Source organism: Enemella evansiae (genome assembly GCF_002250705.1).
In the GTDB taxonomy this organism is placed as follows: Bacteria; Actinomycetota; Actinomycetes; order Propionibacteriales; family Propionibacteriaceae; genus Enemella; species Enemella evansiae.
Genome location: NZ_NMVP01000023.1, coordinates 303,907 through 321,315 on the forward strand (window position 1 = coordinate 303,907; position 17,409 = coordinate 321,315).

Genomic DNA, 17,409 nt, shown 5'->3' on the forward strand with positions numbered 1-17,409 from the left:
GGTGTTCCTTTCCAGCATTGGAAAAGCTTCGGAGCACGCACGCTAGCAACGTCTTCCACCACCGGGGCAGACCCTGGGATGCTGGTCGGGCCCTAGGATGCTGCCCAATGATCGGCGCACTGCGAGAGCTCTGGGGCTATCTCACCCAGCTTGCGGGGGACACCTGGCGGGTCTTCATCCGTCTGTTCCCCAAGTTGGTGACCCTGCAGCTGCTCGGCTGGCTCGGCTACGGTGCCAGCCTGCGGATCGCCGCCTCGCTGGTGGAGAAGTCGGCCTGGGCGGCGCTGGTCGTGTTCTCCGCCGGCTTCGTCTCGCTGCTCACCGCGATCGTGCTGCAGCTCCGGTTGGTCGGCGCGGAGCTGGGCGTACGCCAGGTGCTGCCGGAGAGTGCCCCGAACGACGACCGCGACGAATCGGTACCCCGGTTGCTCGCGTTGACGCTGCTGCCGTTCCTCGGCATCTACGCCGCCTTCGGCTATGTCCAGGAGCGGGCGCGTGAACTCGTCGTCGCCTCCCTGCAGCAGACCGGATTCCTCTCCGATGCCACGATCATGACCCAGTTCGCGCCCCGCAGCCGCGACGGCGTCCTGATGGTGATCGGGATCGTCGCGGGCGCCTACGTGGTCCGCCGCGGCCTGGACCTGCTGCACGAGTTCACCGACCGCCGGGTGCTCGGGCTGGCCGCCGCCTTCGTCGAGGCGTTCTTCATGCTCAGCCTGATCCTGGCCGGCGGCAACCTGTTGAACTTCGTCAAGAACTGGCTCGGTGACCGGGTGCTCTCTGCCTGGGTCGACGGCTGGGTGGACGGGTTGTCGGCGGTGCTCGCGCAGATCAAGATCAACCTGCCCGCGATCATCCTGGTCGTCGGGAATTTCTTGCAGGACAACCTTTTCCCGTTCCTGCTGAACGTGATCTCCCAGCCGATCGCCTGGCTCGCGGTCGCGGCCCTGGTCTACGGCTCGCACGTGCTGTCGGTGGCCGAACTGTGGCGCAAGGGCGAACCGCCGACCCGCGCGGTGGAGAAGCTCGCCGAACGCCAGCGCCGGCACCAGGCGGTCAGATCCTCCGGTGTCGGCCGCCGCGCCTGGTTGGAATTCCAGGAACTGTTCCTCGGCGACATCGACGACAAATACGTGCCCACACTGCAATCGCTGCGACTGGTGCTGCGCTCCGGCGTACTCTTCCTGGTCGCGTTCGTGCTGCTGCACCTGGCCATCACCCGCCTGGAGGACGCCTGGGCGTACGCCATCCAATGGCTGATCGGCGGGCACCGCTCGGAGTTCTGGTACACGTGGGGCCCGCTCGTCGACCTGGCCCGCGAGGTGCCGTTCCAGCCCCTGCGGATCTGCCTGCTCGCGGTCACCTTCGCCGCCTGCCTGGCCCGCTTCCGCGCCCGCGCCGAGGCCGCCGCCGACGCGGAGGCCACCGAGGCCGAGGCCGGGAAGACCGCGCCGGAGGTGACCCGATGAAGCGGCGTGACCGGGCCACCTGGCTGGCCGCCCTGGTCGCGGTCCTGGTGCTGCTGGTCACCGGAGCGGTGGACGGGGTGATCGAGCGGCGGATCGGCTCATCGGCGCCGGAGGTCTTCGACGACACCCGGGTACGCCTCGGCGAGACCGCGACCATCGACGGCGTGCAGGTGAGCGTGGACCGGCTGCAATCGGCGTACCAGTTGGATCCGCCGACCGGGAACGAGATCGACCGCGCCACCGGGATCTATCTGGTGTTCCAACTGCGCGTCGAGGCGAGCGGCAACGAACGCCCGCTCGGTCTGCAGGGCGAACTCAGCTATGCCGGGCTGACGACCGGACTGCGCAACCTGCCGACCACCGATCCGGGGACCGAGAGCACCGGGCCGGCCTATGCCGAGGTGGACCCGCAGCGCTTCCGCGCCGCCGCGGGCAGGCAGCCGGTGCAGCTGCGGCTGTGGCACGAGGAGCTCACCTACCGCTACCGGCAGCGGGCCGTCATCGACCTCGACGTCGATCCGCAACGGGCCGACGCCCTGCTCGGGGTGCCGCGGAGCACCATCCTGCCGATTCCGCGGGCGACCGCCAGGGGGATCTGATGAGCACCCGGGTTCCCGCGCGCCCGCTGCATCGCCGACGGTTCGATCCGCGGCCCTGGCTGGCGCTGTGGTGCGTGCTGATGCTCTCGGCCACCTACGTCGGTGGCTGGGCGTACTGGTCCTACACCCATCTCAACCTGCGGGTGGTGCAGCGCCCGCCCGGTGAACCGGGGCTCACCTCGAAGGGGTCCAGCTTCCGGGTGCTGTCGATGGTGCAGAGCCCGGTGCTCGCGCGCTCGGCCGACTACGGCGGGGAACCGATCACCGCCGATGAGGGGATGACCTTCGTCGCGGTCACCTTCGAGGTGACCCGTGCGGTCGATGACGAGCTCTGCCTGTTCAATCTCGCCGGTGCCGACGGGCGCAGTTACGAGAACAGCAGCAAGGTCTATGGCCGGGAGTTGCGGGCCTACTGTTCGGATTTCCCGGTCGGCGAGCCGACGCGGGGCGAACTCGCCTTCGAGATTCCCCGCAGTCAGGTCGACCGGCTGATCGGGATCTACGACACCAGCCAGCGGGACTGGCGGACCCGGCACAACGCGCTCACCCCGCCGCGCTGAGCCGCCGGTCGGTTAGTTCGTCCTGTCCGGCATCCGGGTGACCGGGCACCAGAACAGCAGCGCGGTCTGGGTCTTGCCCCAGTTCTTGCGGGAGTCGGCCATCTCTTCTGATTGCCGGCCGTATTTCTGCTGCCAGACCCCGACCTGCAGCAGGCCGGTCGGTCGCCAGGTCGCCGGGATCTCGGCGGTGATCCGCACCGGTACGCCGGTCAGGCCCGGTGCCAGCGTGCTCGGCGGCTGCGCCTCGTCGCCGAACTGCATCCGGGCCTTGAACTGGCGGCCGTTCTCCAGCATCACCAGTGCCGGGTCGAGAACCACCGCCGTCGGCTTCTTCAACTTGCTGGTGGCGGTGCCGAAAGCCACCACCGCGAACTTGTCGAAGTCCGCATCGTTGTACTGCGCCTTGGGCTGGAGGGTGATCTCGACCCGCTCCAGGGTGAGCGTGAACGGGCCGACATCGACGACCTGCCCGGCGGCGTACGTTTTGGCCCGGTCGCCGCGTTTCGCGAACCCGCCGGCGGTCAGGATGACTCCGAAGGCCAGCAGCAGGACCGCCACCACGACGAGGAGTTTCTGGCTCGCCGACCACCGCTGGTCGCCGCGTCGCGGCGGCCGCCAGCCCCGATCCAGTGGTTCTGGATCGAGGTGGATCGGCGGCAGCGAACCGGGTCGCGGCCCCAGCGGCGTACTCATCTCGGTCTGATTGCGCTCAGCCGGCGATGGCGACGCTGGCCTCGCTGGTGTAGGCGACGAAGGTCAGCGATTCCTGGAAGTAGAGCTGCACGGTCTCCGCGTCGTGGGACAGGTAGCCGATCGAGACGTCCTGGCCGAGGAACAGCTCGTAGTCACCGCCGCGGGTGCTGAGCAGCAGCGCCCCCTCGACCGCGGGCGCCCAGATCACCTCACCGTCGAGGAGCCGGTTGATGTGCTCGCGGATCGGATAGCCGTGGTCGGTGATCTCGCTGACCGCGGTGTAGTTCTCCGCCGACAGCAGCAGCGTGTAGGGCCCGTCGACCCCGGCCAGCCGCAGCTCCGAGAGCGCCTTGGCGACGACGTCCGGCAGGTCGCGGACCTCGCTGGGCACCTTGAGCTTCTTGTTCGAGCTGCTCGGCACGATGCCGGTGATGCCGGCCTCGGTGGCACCGTTGAAGATCGCGTCGTCCTCGGCGAGCGCCAGCTTGCGGACCGCGTCCTTGACCGGCTGCCAGTCGGCGTCCTGGGAGCCGCGCTCGACACCGTCCACCTCCGCGCGGGAGACCTCGAAGGGCACCCGCAGCTCGACCAGCGACTGGGTCTCGCGGAGCCGGGTACGGACCCCGTCGGTGTTGCTCAGCTCGGTCAGCCGGCCGTTGCCGACCGCGGCGAGTTCGGGACCGGCGGGGCCGCTGACATCGACGACGCGGCGGCCGGCGATCCAGCGCTTGAAGGTGCGCCGGGCCTCCTGCTCGAGGTCGGCCCAGGCGGCCTCGGAGATCGGGGCGAGTTCGCGGTGCAGGTTGTTCATTCGTGACTCCTTCACAGACCACCGATGTTGAGTGAACCATCGGTGGCGGGTTGGTGCTCGGTGGGGGTTTCGTCGCTGGCCTCGGTGCTGGCGTACGCCTCCGGTTCCTCCAGGAAACCGGCCGGGGGCACGAAGAACAGGCACCCGGTGACGGCGGTGGAGAAGTCGAGGATCCGGTCGTAGTTGCCGGCCGGCTTGCCCAGGAACATGTTCCGCAGCATCTCCTCGGTGACGCCGGGGTCGGCGGCGTATCCGATGAAGTAGGTGCCGAATTCCTCCCCGTCGAGGCGGCCGAAGGGCAGGTTGTCGCGGACGATCTGCAACTGCTTGCCGTCGGCGTCGTTGACCTGGTTGAGCGCGACGTGGGAGTTGCTGGGTTTGACGTCGTCGGGCAGTTCGATGTCGGCGAGCTTGGTCCGCCCGATCACCCGTTCCTGTTCCTCGACCGAGATCGCGTCCCAGGTGGTCAGGTCGTGCAGGTATTTCTGCACGATGACGAAGCTGCCGCCGGTCCAGACCGGGTCGTCATCACCGATCAGCGTCGCCTCGACCTGGGCCAGTGGGGCGTCGGGGTTCTCGGTGCCGTCGACGAAGCCGAGCAGGTCGCGGTCGTCCCAGTAGCGGAAGCCGTGCACCTCGTCGACGATCTCGATGGAATCGCCGAAGCGGAGCTGGAGCTGGCGGGCCAGCTCGAAGCACATGTCCACCTGCATCGAGCGGATGTGGAAGAGCAGGTCACCGGGGGTACGCGGGGCCTGATGTTTGCCGCCGTCCAGCGGGATGAACGGGTGCAGGTCGGCGGGCGGTTCGAGGTCGGGGTACGCCCGCTGCCAGAACTCCGCGCCGATCCCTGTGACGCAGCTCAGCTGACCCTCCGGCACCCGGAAGGCGACCGCCCGGATCAGCGAGGGCACATCGGTAAGGGCGTCGCGGACATCGGCCTCTCGGCCCTCCGGCACCGTCACGGTGAGAAAGATCGCCGCCCGCGCCACCGGCCGCAACACGTTCTGAGCCAGATACTCCGGAGTCCTCGAAACCACGGTCCGACCCTATCGCGCCCGGCCCACCCGTTGGCTGAGCGAGGGAGGTACGACCGACTCGAAGTCATGCCCCCGCTCATCGAGTAGCAACCCCGGCGCAGCGGAGCCACATCCCTCCGCTCATCGAGTAGCTCGCGCAGCGAGCGTGTCGAGATGAGCGTGTCGAGATGAATCGAGCCTGCCACCCGTTGGCTGAGCGAGGGACGTACGACCGAGTCGAAACCACGCCATCCGTTCATCGAGCAGCAACCCCGTCGGAGCGGAGCCACATCCCTCCGCTCATCGAGTAGCTCGCGCAGCGAGCGTGTCGAGATGAGCGTGTTCGAGATGAATCGAGCCTGCCACCCGTTGGCTGAGCAAAGGAGGTACGACCGACCACGCCGACAACACCTGGACCTACAACTACAACCTGCAGGGCCAAAAACCAGCGGGGATGACCCGGACACCGGCCGTTCCAGCCGCAGCTACGACGTGGCCGGGCAAATGCTCACCTCGACCAACGCCAAGGGTGAAACCCTCGCCTACACCTACGACCAGCTCGGCCGCAGAATCAGCCTCCGCACGCTACGTCCAGTTCGCCGGTCAGACCGTGGCCATGCGCACCAGCAGCAACGACTTCGATGTCTACACGCTCTGGCCCGACCTCAACAACACCGCTGCCTGGCAGGTCCAAAACACCAACGGGGCGGTCACCACTCAGCGCACCACCCCCTACGGCGCACCCCGTGATATGGCGACCCGGTTTGCCTCCGATTGTGGCTTCGTGCAGGGCCTGAACGACCCCGCACTCGGTATGATCCGCATCGGCGCGCGCGACTACGACCCCGCCACCGGCCGGTTCCTCCAACCCGACCCGATCCTGGATGCAAGCAGCAGCTCGACCCAGTGGAACGCATACGGCTACGGCAACAAACAACCCCACCGATCAACCCGACCCGACCGGACTCCGCCCCGACGACATGGACGGGCAGATGTACACCAGATACCTCCAGGTATTCAACGGCAGCAAGAAGAAGGGTTACAGCCATACACAATCACAAATGCGCGCAAACAATGCCGCTTACAGAACACCCTCCTGGCGGGCCGGTGGTGTCAGTTACAAGCAAGGCTATGGAATCAAGGGGTACCGTTACCAGGAGGCTGATCGAAGGTTCAGAAACTCGCGTGCTGCATACTCGAAACCTATTGCCAAAGCCCCAAAAACAAAGGCTGCGACCAAGCTAATAGCTTACCTCCATCCAGGCCGATTCTATGATCGGTACAGCAGGAATGGTTACGGATTAACACCGACCTCTTGGGCCGATATTAACAAGGCATACGGCTCGCAAACTCCACCCATGCTCCAGCCGGATCCCTGTGGGGTCGGAGTAACGTCGGGGGAAGAATCGTAGAGTATAGAGCAATGCCTATCAAGAATGGGAGCACTATCCATGTCGGAACCTACTATTTCCCCAAGCCGTAGCAGGCCGCAGTCCTGGCAACGAAAGCTACTTGAGCGACTCGCGCATGAAGACTTCGATGGGTCGACATGCCTTTTGGGACAACTGGAGTCGTTTCATGTTTCTCCAAGCTGGTCCGACAGCCTCAGCTTCCTTATTTTTCCAGAGAATCCTGTGCCGATTCCACAGATCCAAAAGGGGATACCAGTCGAGGCGGAAGCCGAGGATACTGATGGCGAGACAATTTCTATACTTTTGTCGGTGACAGACGACGGAGTGCCCGAGGAAGTCATGATCTATAGACAGGACGGTCGCCCGATCAATATAGACCCCAGTTCCATACCCAATCGATTGAAGGGATTCGTGGTCAACGGCTGACGTCTGGTGAACCGGTCCGGGGGAAATTGGAGCCTGGCCCGGTATCCCGGACAAAGTGGCCGCGGTCTTCGCCACTGATGGCCTTGAACCGCCACCAGATAGATGGGCAGCAGCCACCTGGTCGGCCGGCCCCGCGATGGCGGCGGCGAACGAAGGCCCGGCCGGACCACTCGGCGAAGCCCCGGATACTTGGGGTGAACCAAGACGGTCGGCTCGTCCAGACTCGGCCGGAGCCCCCGCTCAGACGTGACGACCAGGCGTACCGCGTGGTGGGGACCGGGGACGGGTGTCGAACCCGTCTCAACGGCATCAGCGGGCGTGTGAACGCAAACCGGTGTCCAAACGGCCCACAGATCTCCGCGAATCGGTGGTTTCTGCGGGTAGACTTGCCATGCTGTAGGGAGATAGGAGACCCATGACTGACGCCCCTGACGAGCGTCCCGACGAGACCGCGGATGTGCCGGTGCCGAACGCCGCTGCGGGCATCACCGCCGAGCAGTCCGCCACGGTCGAGGAGAAGGCCGAGGCACAGAAGAAGCATCTCGTCGACGCCGGGGTCTACGACTCCTCCGCGATCACCGTGCTGGAGGGTCTGGAGGCGGTCCGCAAGCGCCCGGGCATGTACATCGGCTCGACCGGTGAGCGCGGCCTGCACCACCTGGTCTACGAGATCGTCGACAACTCCGTCGACGAGGCGCTGGCCGGCTACTGCGACACCATCGACATCAAGGTGCTGCCCGAGGGCGGCATCTCGGTCAGTGACAACGGCCGCGGCATCCCGGTCAAGATCCACCCGCAGACCGGCATCCCCGCTGTGACGCTGGTCTACACCGAGCTGCACGCCGGCGGAAAGTTCGGCGACGGCGGCTACAAGGTCTCCGGCGGCCTGCACGGCGTCGGCGCCTCGGTCGTCAACGCCCTCTCCGACCGGCTCACCGTCGAGGTCAGCCGCGACGGCTACGTCTGGACGCAGGGCTTCCACCTGGGCGTACCGACCGGGGAACTCGAGCGCGGCGAGGAGACCGACGAGACCGGCACCAAGGTCATCTTCTACGCCTCCAGCGACATCTTCGAGACCACCGACTACTCCTTCGAGACGCTGTCCACCCGGTTCCGCGAGATGGCCTTCCTGAACAAGGGCCTGACCATCCGGATCACCGACGAGCGGCCGGACCACGTCGATGAGGACGGCCACCCGAACACCGCCGACTACCGCTACGACGAGGGCCTGATCGACTACGTCCGCTACCTCACCAAGGGCAAGGAGACGATCAACCCCACCGTCATCGATGTCGAGGCCGAGAACGCCGACGAGGGCCTCAGCGTCGAGCTGGCGATGCAGTGGACCACCGCGTACACCGAATCGGTGCACACCTTCGCCAACACCATCAACACCCATGAGGGCGGTACGCACGAGGAGGGCTTCCGCGGCGCGCTCACCAACACCGTCAACAAGTGGGGTGAGACCTGGGGCCTGATGAAGAAGGCCGACGACCGGGTCAAGGGCGAGGACATCCGCGAGGGGCTGACCGCGATCATCTCGGTCAAGCTCGCCGAACCGCAGTTCGAGGGTCAGACCAAGACCAAGCTCGGCAACACCGAGGCGCGTTCCTTCGTGCAGAAGGTCGTCAACGACAAGCTCTCCGACTGGTTCGAGGAGAACCCGACCGAGGGCAAGCTGATCGTCCGCAAGGCGCAGGACGCGGCGACCGCGCGGCAGGCGGCCCGCAAGGCCCGCGACCTGGCCCGCAACCGCAAGGGTCTGCTCGGTGGTGGCGGTCTGCCCGGCAAGCTCGCCGACTGCCAGTCGACCAACCCCGAGGAGTGCGAGGTCTTCATCGTCGAGGGTGACTCGGCGGGTGGCTCGGCCAAGGGCGGTCGGGATCCGCGGATCCAGGCGATCCTGCCGATCCGCGGCAAGATCCTGAACGTCGAGAAGGCGCGTATCGACAAGATCCTGCAGAACAAGGAGGTCGAGGCGATCATCAACGCCCTCGGCACCGGTGTGCACGAGGACTTCGACATCGCCAAACTGCGCTATCACAAGATCGTGCTGATGGCCGATGCCGACGTCGACGGCGCCCACATCCGGACCCTGCTGCTGACGCTGCTGTTCCGGTTCATGAAGCCGCTGGTCGACCACGGCTACGTCTATCTGGCCCAGCCGCCGCTGTTCCGGTTGCGGTGGACCAATGCCCCGCACGAACTCGCCTACACCGATGCCGAGCGGGATGCGCTGCGGGAGAAGGGCCTGGCCGAGGGCAAGAAGCTGCCCAACGTCAACCCGATCCAGCGTTACAAGGGTCTGGGCGAGATGAACCCCGACGACCTGTGGGAGACCACCATGGATCCCGAGCAGCGGATCCTGCTGCAGGTCACCCTCGAGGACGCCGCCCGCGCCGATGAGATGTTCTCCATCCTGATGGGCGAAGACGTCGAATCGCGCCGGCACTTCATCCAGCGCAACGCCAAAGACGTCCGCTTCCTCGACATCTGAGCCGATGACGAGCACCGTGATCGTACGCCGCCTGCGGGCGGCGGGGATCGCGGTGCTCGCACTGGCTCTGATCGGACTGGCGGTGCGCTACCTCGCGGTCCCGGCGTACCGGCCCGCGCTGCAACCCGGTGAGCTGCTCGCGGTCGACGTTTCCAACCACCAAAGGGAAATCGACTGGCAACGGGTACGCGCGGACGGGATCGGTGCGGCGATGATCAAGTCCACCGAGGGTCGGGGCTGGGTCGACCCGTTCTTCGCCCGGAACTGGGCCGAGGCCCGCCGCGCCGGGGTGCCCGCTGGGGCGTACCACTTCTTCACGGTGTGCGCACCCGGCGCCGAACAGGCCGCGAACTTCCTGCGTACCGCGCCGCCCGACCCCGCCGCGCTCGCGCCGGCGATCGACCTGGAACTGATCGGCAGCTGCACCGACCGGCCCTCGCAGCAATGGGTGGACACCGAGCTGACAGCCTTCGTCACCGCCGTCGAGGCGGCCTGGGGTCGGCCGCTCGTGGTGTACGCGCGGAACAGCTTCACCTCGGTCTACCAGATCGCACCGGTCGCCGGCCGGCCCGAGTGGACGACCAGCTTCTTTCTCCGCCCCAGTGGGGAATGGCGGATCTGGCAGGTGCAGTTCTGGGCCCGCGTCGACGGGATCAACGGCGGCGTCGACCTCGACGTCCTCCGCCCGCCGACTTGACGTTCATCGAGTAGCCGTCCCGGCACTGCGGAGCGACGCCGGGACGACGTGTCGAGATGAACAGATCGCCCCTCAGACGCCGGTCTTGGCCAGCCCCCCGGTGGACGGCTTGCTGGAACCGGTGCCGGAGCAGTACTTCAACAGGTTCACCCCGGGATAGTCCTCGAGCCCCACCTCGGTGCCATTCGCCGTCTTGGCCATCCAGCCGAAGCTCTTGCTCTCTCCCGAGGTCGCCTTCACCGACTTCGAGGCCCCGGGCGACAGCGTCACCGACTTGTTGCTCTCCGACCCCGCGTAGCCATAGGTCACCGTGGCAGTCCTGCCGCTGTTGTTGGTGAAGGTGGCCGACTGGCAACCGTAGCTGGCGGTGACCTTGCCGCTCGGTGCGGCGTGAGCGGGGGCGCCGGCGAGCGCGGCAGCGGAAACCATCCCGATGCCCAGGGCAGCGGCGGCGAAGGCCTTCTTCATCACAATCTCCTCAATGCAGGTGTGGTTCATGGGAACTCTCTAATACGGACCCAACCACATCGGCGGGGGTCATGGAACATCATTTTGCAAATCTCAGGCACAGGCCAGACTTCTCAGCCTTGGCCTTCGGGAGGTCACAACCCCGCGTCACGGACCCGCATGGCGGCGGCGGCCACCGGCGCGGGCGGAACGGTGGCGCTGGACACGGTCACCGACACGATCGTTGCGAAGCTGACCTACTTCGCGGTGGGCACCAAACGCTGACGACTCACCGCGGCCGGGTCACGCGCGGGTAACCAGCGCCAATGCCTCGCGTACCGGTCGCGGGTCGAAGGCCGGATCGGTCATCGAGAGCAGGCTCAGCGCGGTGCGCGCGAGGTGCTGGGAAAGAGCGTGCACGGCCTGATCCGCGTCGCGGTCCGCGCAGGCGTCGGTGATCGCATGATGATCCGCGCGGCCGATGTCGAAGGAGATCGGCCGGCTGACCAGCAGGGCGCGCCGGTACCGCTCGCAGTAGTCGGCCAGATCGTAGGCGGCCCCGGTGATCCGCTCCCCGGCGTGACTGATCAGCAGGCGGTGGAAGCGCCGGTGATAGGTCTCCCAGACATCGACGGTCTCCGGGTCGGCGTACTCATCCATCGAAGCGAGCAGATCCCGCAGCTCCGCGATATCGGCCGTGGTGAACTTCGGGACGCTGAGCCGGATGCCGAGCGCCTCCTCGGTGATCCGCAGCGCGTAGAGGTCGACCAGGTCGGTGGAGTCGAGCCCGGCGATCCGAACGCGGCGGTTGAGCTCGGCGGTGACCAGGTGTTCACGTTGCAGCATCCGCAACGCCTCCCGCAGCGGCGTCCGGTTCACACCGAGCCGTTCGGCCAGCTTCACCTGGCTGATCACCGCACCCGCCTCGAGCTGTCCGTGCAGGATCTCGTTCCGGAGCTGGACGAAGATCTCATCGACCGACATCGTCGGCGACGCCTTCGCTTCGATGGTCACGTCTGCCAGGCCTTTCACTGGGTGCCCGGTCGGGCACGGTCCGAAGGGGTACCGATCTGCTTGGGCAGCCTACCGCGCCTACCGGAATCGGTGTCGAGAGAAACTGTTGACAGATTTCTCGGACAGGCCTAGCGTCGAAGGCAATCCCTCGGCACATGAGAGATCTGTTGCCAGGAACTGTCAGCAGGAGGATGACGCCGTGGGGCCATTCCAAGGGAGGAGAACGATGACCATCAACGAGGATGAGGTCCTGCCGGGACCGATCGACACGTCCACGATGACCCGCGATGAGTTGATCGCCCACAACCTCAAGGTCGTGGAGGCGCACTTCCACAACGAGGCGCCGGAGACCGTGGACAAGGCGATCGCGCTCTACGGACCCGAGATCAGCTGGGAGGGGCCGAACCGCGGCCAGCATCTCACCGACCCGGCCAAGGTGCGCGAGGCGTACATGGGGATCTACAGCACGGTGCATTTCAACAAGGCGACGACGCTGCGCCGCTTCGCCACCGAGGACTACGTGTTCGACGACCAGGTGATCGACATGACCGTCGTCGGGGACCAGATGCCCAACCTGCCGTTCAAACCCGGCGACCGACTCAGCATGCGGCTGGTGCATCTGTTCGAGATGAAGGACGGCCAGATCGTCCGCGAGATCGCCTACGAGATGTCTCGGCCCTACGGCAGTGATCTGGCCAATGACGCGATCCCCGAGGGTGCCGTCGTCGAGGAGTTCCCGACCGGGCCGCACTACGGTCAACCCTGATCAACCGCGTGTGACGCCAAGAAGCCAACCAGAGAAGGAAATCATGAAACTGACCGGATTCGTGCAGGACGGGGTACGCCACATCGGCGCCATCGAGGGCGATGGGGTACGCGACCTGGGGAGTGCCGCGGACTTCTATCGGGACCCGAAGGCGGCGCTCACCGGATCCGGGGGTGAGGTACGCCCGCTCGCCGGCCTCGAGCTGACTCCGGCCGTGCCCGAGACCGCCCGGATCTTCTGTGTGGGCATCAATTACCGCAGTCATGCCGACGAGTCGAAGGACCTCGCCGGTCTGGACGAGCCGAAGGTGCCGATGATCTTCGGCCGCTGGCAGCAGTCGCTGACCGTCGATGGGGTCGGCGTGCCGGTGCCGCCGAACGAACCCGGTCTGGACTGGGAGGTGGAGCTCGCCGCGGTGATCGGGGACGAGGTCTGGCAGGCCGATGAGCAGAACGCCGACGATCACGTCTTGGGTTATGCGGCGTTCAACGACCTGTCCGCGCGGACCAAGCAGTTGGAGACCCCGCAGTTCACGGTGGGCAAGAATGCCGACCTGAGTGGCCCGATCTCTCCGGTGGTGACCGCCGACGACGTCCCGAATCCCGGCGAGCTCGAGGTGACCACCCGCGTCAACGGCGAGGTGATGCAGAAGGGCAACACCCGCGACCTGATCCACTCGGTGAGCAGGATCATCGCCTACATCACCGACACGATCACTCTGCTGCCCGGTGATGTCATCGCCACCGGTACGCCCGGTGGCATCGGCGCCGGCCGCAAGCCCCCGGTCTTCCTGCACCCCGGTGACGAGGTGACCGTCGAGGTCGAATCCGTCGGTACGGTCAGCAACCCGATCATCGCCAGGAGCTGAGTTTCCGCGCGTTCGCGATCCAGCGAATCTTTTGGTGATACCGCTTGCCCTATAGGGCTGGCGGGATGCACGTACGGTTCGCTGGATCGCAGTTGGGTTCAGTCCGCGGGCGGAGCCCGGTGAGCCGGTCGGTACCTACCCTGATTCACATGAAGGACGGTTCCGCACCAGAGGAGTTCGGGCCCACGCACCCGACGGTGCGTGACATCCGGCGCGAGCACTGGGACCTGGTCCACCGGGTGGAGAGACTGGAGCGTCGCCAGTTCGGCATGGTCCAGGTGACGGCGCTGGTCGCCCTGATCGCCGGACTGTTCCTGCCCTTCATGACCGACGAGGACGGGGACCTCGGTGACGAATCGCTGTCGCTGCTGTCGCTGATCGTCAGATTGTTCACCGACAAGGCTCCCGAGGGCCATTGGATCACCTTCGGTGTGCTGCCGGCCGTCTGGGGCGCGACCGTCGTAGCCGTCGTGGCCGCCCTGTTGTGGTTCGCCGGTGAGCGATCCGAACGGTCGGCGAAACTGGCCCAGATCGGTGCCGTCGTGCTCGGTCTCGGAGTCGGATTCACCTGGCTCCAGTTCGTGCTGCTCGAGTCGCCCAGATGGGGCATCTTCGGTGAGGCCAGAGTCACCATCGCTACAGCGGCGTCGCTCTCGCTCATCGCCGGAGCCATCCTCACCCTGTTCGCCGTGCACGTCGGCTCCGATTCCCGCTGAGTCAGTCCGCGGGACCGACCGGTACCTCGGCGATCCACTACCTGCCCATCCATCGAGCCCACAGTGCACCCATCGCGTGCTGCAGCGCTCGATGGATGCACCCAGGCCTCGATGGATCGCGGGGCCAGCTCGAGCCGAGCCGCCCGGCGATCCGGGTCGCCGCGTCGGCCTGCGAACCGTCTGCCGAGACCCCTCATCTCCACCTCCGGTCTGAATCTTTCCAGTCGATGGGCCCACACGCCGCGATGAGGCGTACCAACTGGTTCTGACCGGATAGAATCGCCGAGATGGCCAAGTCGCGATATGGGTGTGCCCGCCGGGAGGCTCCTCCCGCCGCTGCGGCGTACCCATTTCAATGGCGGGTCCCGCCGGGCCCGATCAGTGAGGATGCTCGATGACAGACACCCCGGACGAGCCGACCAACGAGAGCGATTCGGTGGTCGACGAGATCACCCCGCCCGAGAAGGGCACCACCGAACCGATCGACCTGCAGGTCGAGATCCAACGGTCCTACCTCGACTACGCGATGAGCGTGATCGTCGGCCGCGCGTTGCCGGACGTCAAGGACGGTCTCAAGCCGGTACACCGCCGCGTGCTCTACGCCATGTACGACGGCGGTTACCGCCCGGATCGCGGCTGGAACAAGTGCTCCCGGATCGTCGGCGAGGTGATGGGCCTCTACCACCCGCACGGTGACTCGGCGATCTACGACACCCTGGTACGCCTGGCGCAGCCCTGGGTGATGCGCGCCCCGCTGGTCTCCTCGCAGGGCAACTTCGGTTCGCCCGGCAACGACAAGGCCGCCGCGATGCGGTACACTGAGTGCAAGATGGCGCCGCTGGCCATGGAGATGGTCCGCGACATCGACGAGGACACCGTCGACTTCAAGCCCAACTACGACAACCGCGAGCAGGAACCGGTCGTGCTCCCCAGCCGGTTCCCGAACCTGCTGGTCAACGGCTCCACCGGGATCGCGGTCGGGATGGCCACCAACATCCCCACCCACAACCTGCGTGAGGTCGCCGAGGCCGTGCAGTGGAGCCTGCAGCACCCCGACGCGCCCGCCGAGGAGCTCCTCGAGGCCGCGATCGAGCGGGTCAAGGGCCCCGACTTCCCCAACGGTGCGCTGATCGTCGGCCGCAAGGGCATCGAGGACGCCTACCGCACCGGCCGCGGGTCGGTCACCATGCGCGCGGTGATCGACATCGAGGAGGACAAGAACGGCCGCCAGCTGCTGGTCGTCACCGAGCTGCCGCACATGTGCAACCCGGACAACCTGGCGCTGAAGATCGCCGAACTGGTCAACTCCGGCCGGCTCCAAGGGATCTCCGACATCCGCGACGACTCCTCCGCGCGGACCGGTCAGCGGCTGGTCATCGTGCTCAAGCGCGACGCCCAGCCGCGCGTGGTGATGAACAACCTCTACAAGCACACCGCGCTGCAGGACACCTTCGGCTGCAACATGCTGGCGCTCGTCGACGACGTGCCGCGCACCCTGCGGCTGGACCAGTTCATCTCCTTCTGGATCGCCCACCAGCTCGACGTGATCCGCCGACGTACCCAGTACCGGTTGAACAAGGCCGAGGAACAGGCCCACATCTACCGCGGCCTGGTGAAGGCGCTGGACGCGCTCGACGAGGTCATCGCGCTGATCCGCCGCTCGCCGTCCACCGAGGAGGCGCGCGAGGGTCTGAAGGAACTGCTGGACATCGACGACGTCCAGGCCACCGCGATCCTGGACATGCAGCTGCGCCGGCTGGCTGCCCTCGAGCGGCAGAAGATCATCGACACCCTGGCCGAGATCGAGAAGCGGATCGCCGAGCTGAAGGCGATCCTGGCCTCGGAGGACCGACAGCGCGAGATCATCGGCAGCGAGCTCGCCGAGGTCGTCGACAAGTACGGCGACGACCGGCGTACCCGGATCATCTCCGCCGACGGCGACCTGTCCGATGAGGACTTCATCCCCGACGAGGACGTGGTCGTCACCATCACCCAGGGCGGGTACGCCAAGCGCACCCGCACCGACCTCTACCGGGTGCAGAAGCGCGGCGGCCGCGGCGTACGCGGCGCCAGCCTGCGCGCCGACGACGAGGTGGCGCACCTGTTCACCACCACCAACCACCACTGGATCCTGTTCTTCACCAACATGGGCCGGGTCTACCGGGCCAAGGTGTGGCAGTTGCCCGAGGGCGGCCGGGACTCCCGCGGTTCGCACGTGGCCGGGTTGCTCAGCTTCCTGCCCGAGGAGAAGATCGCGCAGGTGCTGGCGATCCGCGGGTACGAGGATGCGGAATATCTGCTGCTGGCCACCCGCAACGGGCTGGTCAAGAAGACCGCACTGCCGGCGTACGACTCACCGCGCCAGGCCGGCGTGATCGCGATCAACTTCCGCGACGAGGACGACGAGCTGATCGGCGCCGGGCTGGTCAGCCCCGAGGACGATGTGCTGCTGATCTCGCGCAACGGCCAGTCGATCCGGTTCGCCGCCGATGACGCGCAGCTGCGGCCGATGGGCCGGGCGACCTCCGGTGTCACCGGGATGAAGTTCCGCGACGACGACAAGCTGCTGTCGATGGCCGTCATCGATGCGGACCTGCCCGAGGACGACCGCTACGTGTTCACCGTCACCGACGGTGGCTACGCCAAGCGCACCAAGGTCAGCGAATATCGCCAGCAGGGCCGCGGTGGCCTGGGTATCAAGGCGATGCGGCTGAACGAGGGCCGCGGCGAGCTGGTCGGCGGTCTGGTGGTGCAGGAGAGCGACGAGATCATCGCGATCAAGCAGTCCGGACAGATCACCCGCAGCAGTGTCGCCGAGGTTCCGGTCAAGGGACGTGACACGATGGGAGTCAAGTTCGTCGGGGTGAAGGGCAATGACGCGGTCTCGCTGATCGCCCTCAACCCGGAGGAACAGGTCGCGGCCGAGGCGGAGGCGGCCGAGGAGGCTGCCGCTGGTGACGGTCCGGCCGAGGAGGTCGTGGTCGAGGTGGACGAATCGACCGCGGTTGAGTCCGGCGGGCATGATGGGTCGCCGGATGACGATGTGAACGAGGACGCCGCCGAGGCGGAGGAGGACAACCGTGAGTGATCCGCAGGGCACCGGCCGCACCCGTCAGGGTGGCCAGTCGGATGCCGAGCAGACCGTTGTTCGCGGTCAGCAGGACTTCTACGGTCAGGGTGGCCAACCGGGCGGTGACGCCGCCAGTCGCGCAGATCGCGTGATGGGCCGGATTCGCGGCGGTCAGGCGGGCCAGTCCTCCGGTGCCGCGAGCCCGAACGGCTCCGGTGACGGTGCGGGCCCGGCGCGGGCCCGGCAGCAGTCGGGTACGCCGCAGCAGGCGCCCGCCGCGCCGCAGTCCCCGGCCCAGCCCGCGCAGCGCGCCCAGCAGCCGCAGCAACAGCCGGCGCCGCGGAA

General features: G+C 66.7%; 16 protein-coding genes. 11 read left to right on the plus strand and 5 right to left on the minus strand.

Going from position 1 to position 17,409, the window contains the following annotated elements; all coding sequences use genetic code 11:
- Positions 1-107 precede the first annotated feature (107 nt).
- Genes BI335_RS21530 through BI335_RS13505 form a run of 3 tightly spaced genes read left to right on the plus strand, consistent with a single transcriptional unit; the run spans position 108 to position 2,628 of the window.
- Positions 108-1,469 (plus strand): hypothetical protein, encoded by a 1,362-nt coding sequence (locus tag BI335_RS21530; RefSeq protein WP_094356968.1) that lies wholly within the window; start codon positions 108-110, stop codon positions 1,467-1,469.
- Positions 1,466-2,068 (plus strand): hypothetical protein, encoded by a 603-nt coding sequence (locus tag BI335_RS13500; protein ID WP_094431481.1) that lies wholly within the window; start codon positions 1,466-1,468, stop codon positions 2,066-2,068. Before BI335_RS21530 ends, BI335_RS13500 begins: the two co-directional genes overlap by 4 nt.
- Positions 2,068-2,628 carry a hypothetical protein gene (locus BI335_RS13505; RefSeq protein ID WP_094431483.1) on the plus strand — a complete coding sequence of 187 codons (561 nt, stop codon included), beginning with the start codon at positions 2,068-2,070 and terminating at the stop codon, positions 2,626-2,628. The genes BI335_RS13500 and BI335_RS13505 overlap by 1 nt, the downstream gene beginning before the upstream one ends.
- 12 nt (positions 2,629-2,640) lie before the next feature.
- Here the strand turns inward: BI335_RS13505 and BI335_RS13510 are convergent, their stop codons facing one another.
- From BI335_RS13510 to BI335_RS13520, 3 genes are read right to left on the minus strand one after another with little or no spacing between them, the layout of a single operon-like run.
- Positions 2,641-3,321, minus strand: a complete 681-nt coding sequence (locus BI335_RS13510; RefSeq protein WP_094356971.1) for a hypothetical protein — start codon at positions 3,319-3,321, stop codon at positions 2,641-2,643.
- Positions 3,322-3,337: 16 nt separating this feature from the next.
- The gene (locus tag BI335_RS13515) at positions 3,338-4,132 is read right to left on the minus strand and encodes a family 1 encapsulin nanocompartment shell protein (protein WP_094356972.1); all 795 of its coding nucleotides are present in this window, start codon (positions 4,130-4,132) and stop codon (positions 3,338-3,340) included.
- 11 nt (positions 4,133-4,143) lie between these two features.
- The gene (locus BI335_RS13520; protein ID WP_094431486.1) at positions 4,144-5,172 is read right to left on the minus strand and encodes a Dyp-type peroxidase; all 1,029 of its coding nucleotides are present in this window, start codon (positions 5,170-5,172) and stop codon (positions 4,144-4,146) included.
- A 595-nt stretch (positions 5,173-5,767) separates the two neighbouring features.
- Between BI335_RS13520 and BI335_RS13530 the strand changes: the two genes are divergently transcribed.
- The 3 genes from BI335_RS13530 (at position 5,768) to BI335_RS13540 (ending at position 10,183) form a co-directional block, all read left to right on the plus strand.
- The gene (locus tag BI335_RS13530; protein ID WP_094431490.1) at positions 5,768-6,316 is read left to right on the plus strand and encodes an RHS repeat-associated core domain-containing protein; all 549 of its coding nucleotides are present in this window, start codon (positions 5,768-5,770) and stop codon (positions 6,314-6,316) included.
- Positions 6,317-7,404: 1,088 nt separating this feature from the next.
- Positions 7,405-9,486: a DNA topoisomerase (ATP-hydrolyzing) subunit B gene (gene gyrB, locus BI335_RS13535; RefSeq protein ID WP_094431492.1), complete on the plus strand. Its 2,082-nt coding sequence runs from the start codon at positions 7,405-7,407 to the stop codon at positions 9,484-9,486.
- Positions 9,487-9,490: 4 nt separating this feature from the next.
- Positions 9,491-10,183, plus strand: coding sequence for a GH25 family lysozyme (locus BI335_RS13540; RefSeq protein WP_094431494.1), 693 nt, complete (start codon positions 9,491-9,493; stop codon positions 10,181-10,183).
- A 72-nt stretch (positions 10,184-10,255) separates the two neighbouring features.
- On the opposite strand, the gene BI335_RS13545 is transcribed toward BI335_RS13540, so the two are convergent.
- Positions 10,256-10,651: a hypothetical protein gene (locus BI335_RS13545; protein ID WP_094399647.1), complete on the minus strand. Its 396-nt coding sequence runs from the start codon at positions 10,649-10,651 to the stop codon at positions 10,256-10,258.
- 282 nt (positions 10,652-10,933) lie between these two features.
- Positions 10,934-11,644: a GntR family transcriptional regulator gene (locus BI335_RS13550; protein WP_133626070.1), complete on the minus strand. Its 711-nt coding sequence runs from the start codon at positions 11,642-11,644 to the stop codon at positions 10,934-10,936.
- 226 nt (positions 11,645-11,870) lie between these two features.
- Here BI335_RS13550 and BI335_RS13555 point away from each other — a divergent pair, with 226 nt between their 5' ends.
- From BI335_RS13555 to BI335_RS13575, 5 genes are all read left to right on the plus strand, one after another.
- Positions 11,871-12,410 carry a nuclear transport factor 2 family protein gene (locus BI335_RS13555; RefSeq protein WP_094356979.1) on the plus strand — a complete coding sequence of 180 codons (540 nt, stop codon included), beginning with the start codon at positions 11,871-11,873 and terminating at the stop codon, positions 12,408-12,410.
- 43 nt (positions 12,411-12,453) lie between these two features.
- Complete coding sequence (locus tag BI335_RS13560) at positions 12,454-13,278, plus strand: fumarylacetoacetate hydrolase family protein (protein WP_094431498.1); 825 nt, start codon at positions 12,454-12,456, stop codon at positions 13,276-13,278.
- Positions 13,279-13,427: 149 nt separating this feature from the next.
- On the plus strand, positions 13,428-13,994 hold the full coding sequence (locus tag BI335_RS13565; protein ID WP_094431500.1) for a hypothetical protein: 567 nt from the start codon (positions 13,428-13,430) through the stop codon (positions 13,992-13,994).
- Between the two features lie 394 nt (positions 13,995-14,388).
- On the plus strand, positions 14,389-17,082 hold the full coding sequence (gyrA, locus tag BI335_RS13570) for a DNA gyrase subunit A (protein ID WP_094431502.1): 2,694 nt from the start codon (positions 14,389-14,391) through the stop codon (positions 17,080-17,082).
- Positions 17,075-17,409, plus strand: a 335-nt coding sequence (locus BI335_RS13575; protein WP_229119583.1) for a hypothetical protein, incomplete at its 3' end; no start/stop codon positions are given. The genes gyrA and BI335_RS13575, both read left to right, overlap by 8 nt.

Coding starts and splice junctions, on each gene's coding strand:
- BI335_RS13560 (WP_094431498.1), top strand. CDS start 12,454: ATGAAACTGACCGGATTCGTGCAGGACGGGGTACGCCACATCGGCGCC.
- BI335_RS13505 (WP_094431483.1), top strand. CDS start 2,068: ATGAGCACCCGGGTTCCCGCGCGCCCGCTGCATCGCCGACGGTTCGAT.
- BI335_RS13530 (WP_094431490.1), top strand. CDS start 5,768: ATGCGCACCAGCAGCAACGACTTCGATGTCTACACGCTCTGGCCCGAC.
- BI335_RS13565 (WP_094431500.1), top strand. CDS start 13,428: ATGAAGGACGGTTCCGCACCAGAGGAGTTCGGGCCCACGCACCCGACG.
- gyrB (WP_094431492.1), top strand. CDS start 7,405: ATGACTGACGCCCCTGACGAGCGTCCCGACGAGACCGCGGATGTGCCG.
- BI335_RS13500 (WP_094431481.1), top strand. CDS start 1,466: ATGAAGCGGCGTGACCGGGCCACCTGGCTGGCCGCCCTGGTCGCGGTC.
- BI335_RS13545 (WP_094399647.1), bottom strand. CDS start 10,651: ATGAAGAAGGCCTTCGCCGCCGCTGCCCTGGGCATCGGGATGGTTTCC.
- BI335_RS13555 (WP_094356979.1), top strand. CDS start 11,871: ATGACCATCAACGAGGATGAGGTCCTGCCGGGACCGATCGACACGTCC.
- BI335_RS21530 (WP_094356968.1), top strand. CDS start 108: ATGATCGGCGCACTGCGAGAGCTCTGGGGCTATCTCACCCAGCTTGCG.
- BI335_RS13510 (WP_094356971.1), bottom strand. CDS start 3,321: ATGAGTACGCCGCTGGGGCCGCGACCCGGTTCGCTGCCGCCGATCCAC.
- BI335_RS13515 (WP_094356972.1), bottom strand. CDS start 4,132: ATGAACAACCTGCACCGCGAACTCGCCCCGATCTCCGAGGCCGCCTGG.
- gyrA (WP_094431502.1), top strand. CDS start 14,389: ATGACAGACACCCCGGACGAGCCGACCAACGAGAGCGATTCGGTGGTC.
- BI335_RS13540 (WP_094431494.1), top strand. CDS start 9,491: ATGACGAGCACCGTGATCGTACGCCGCCTGCGGGCGGCGGGGATCGCG.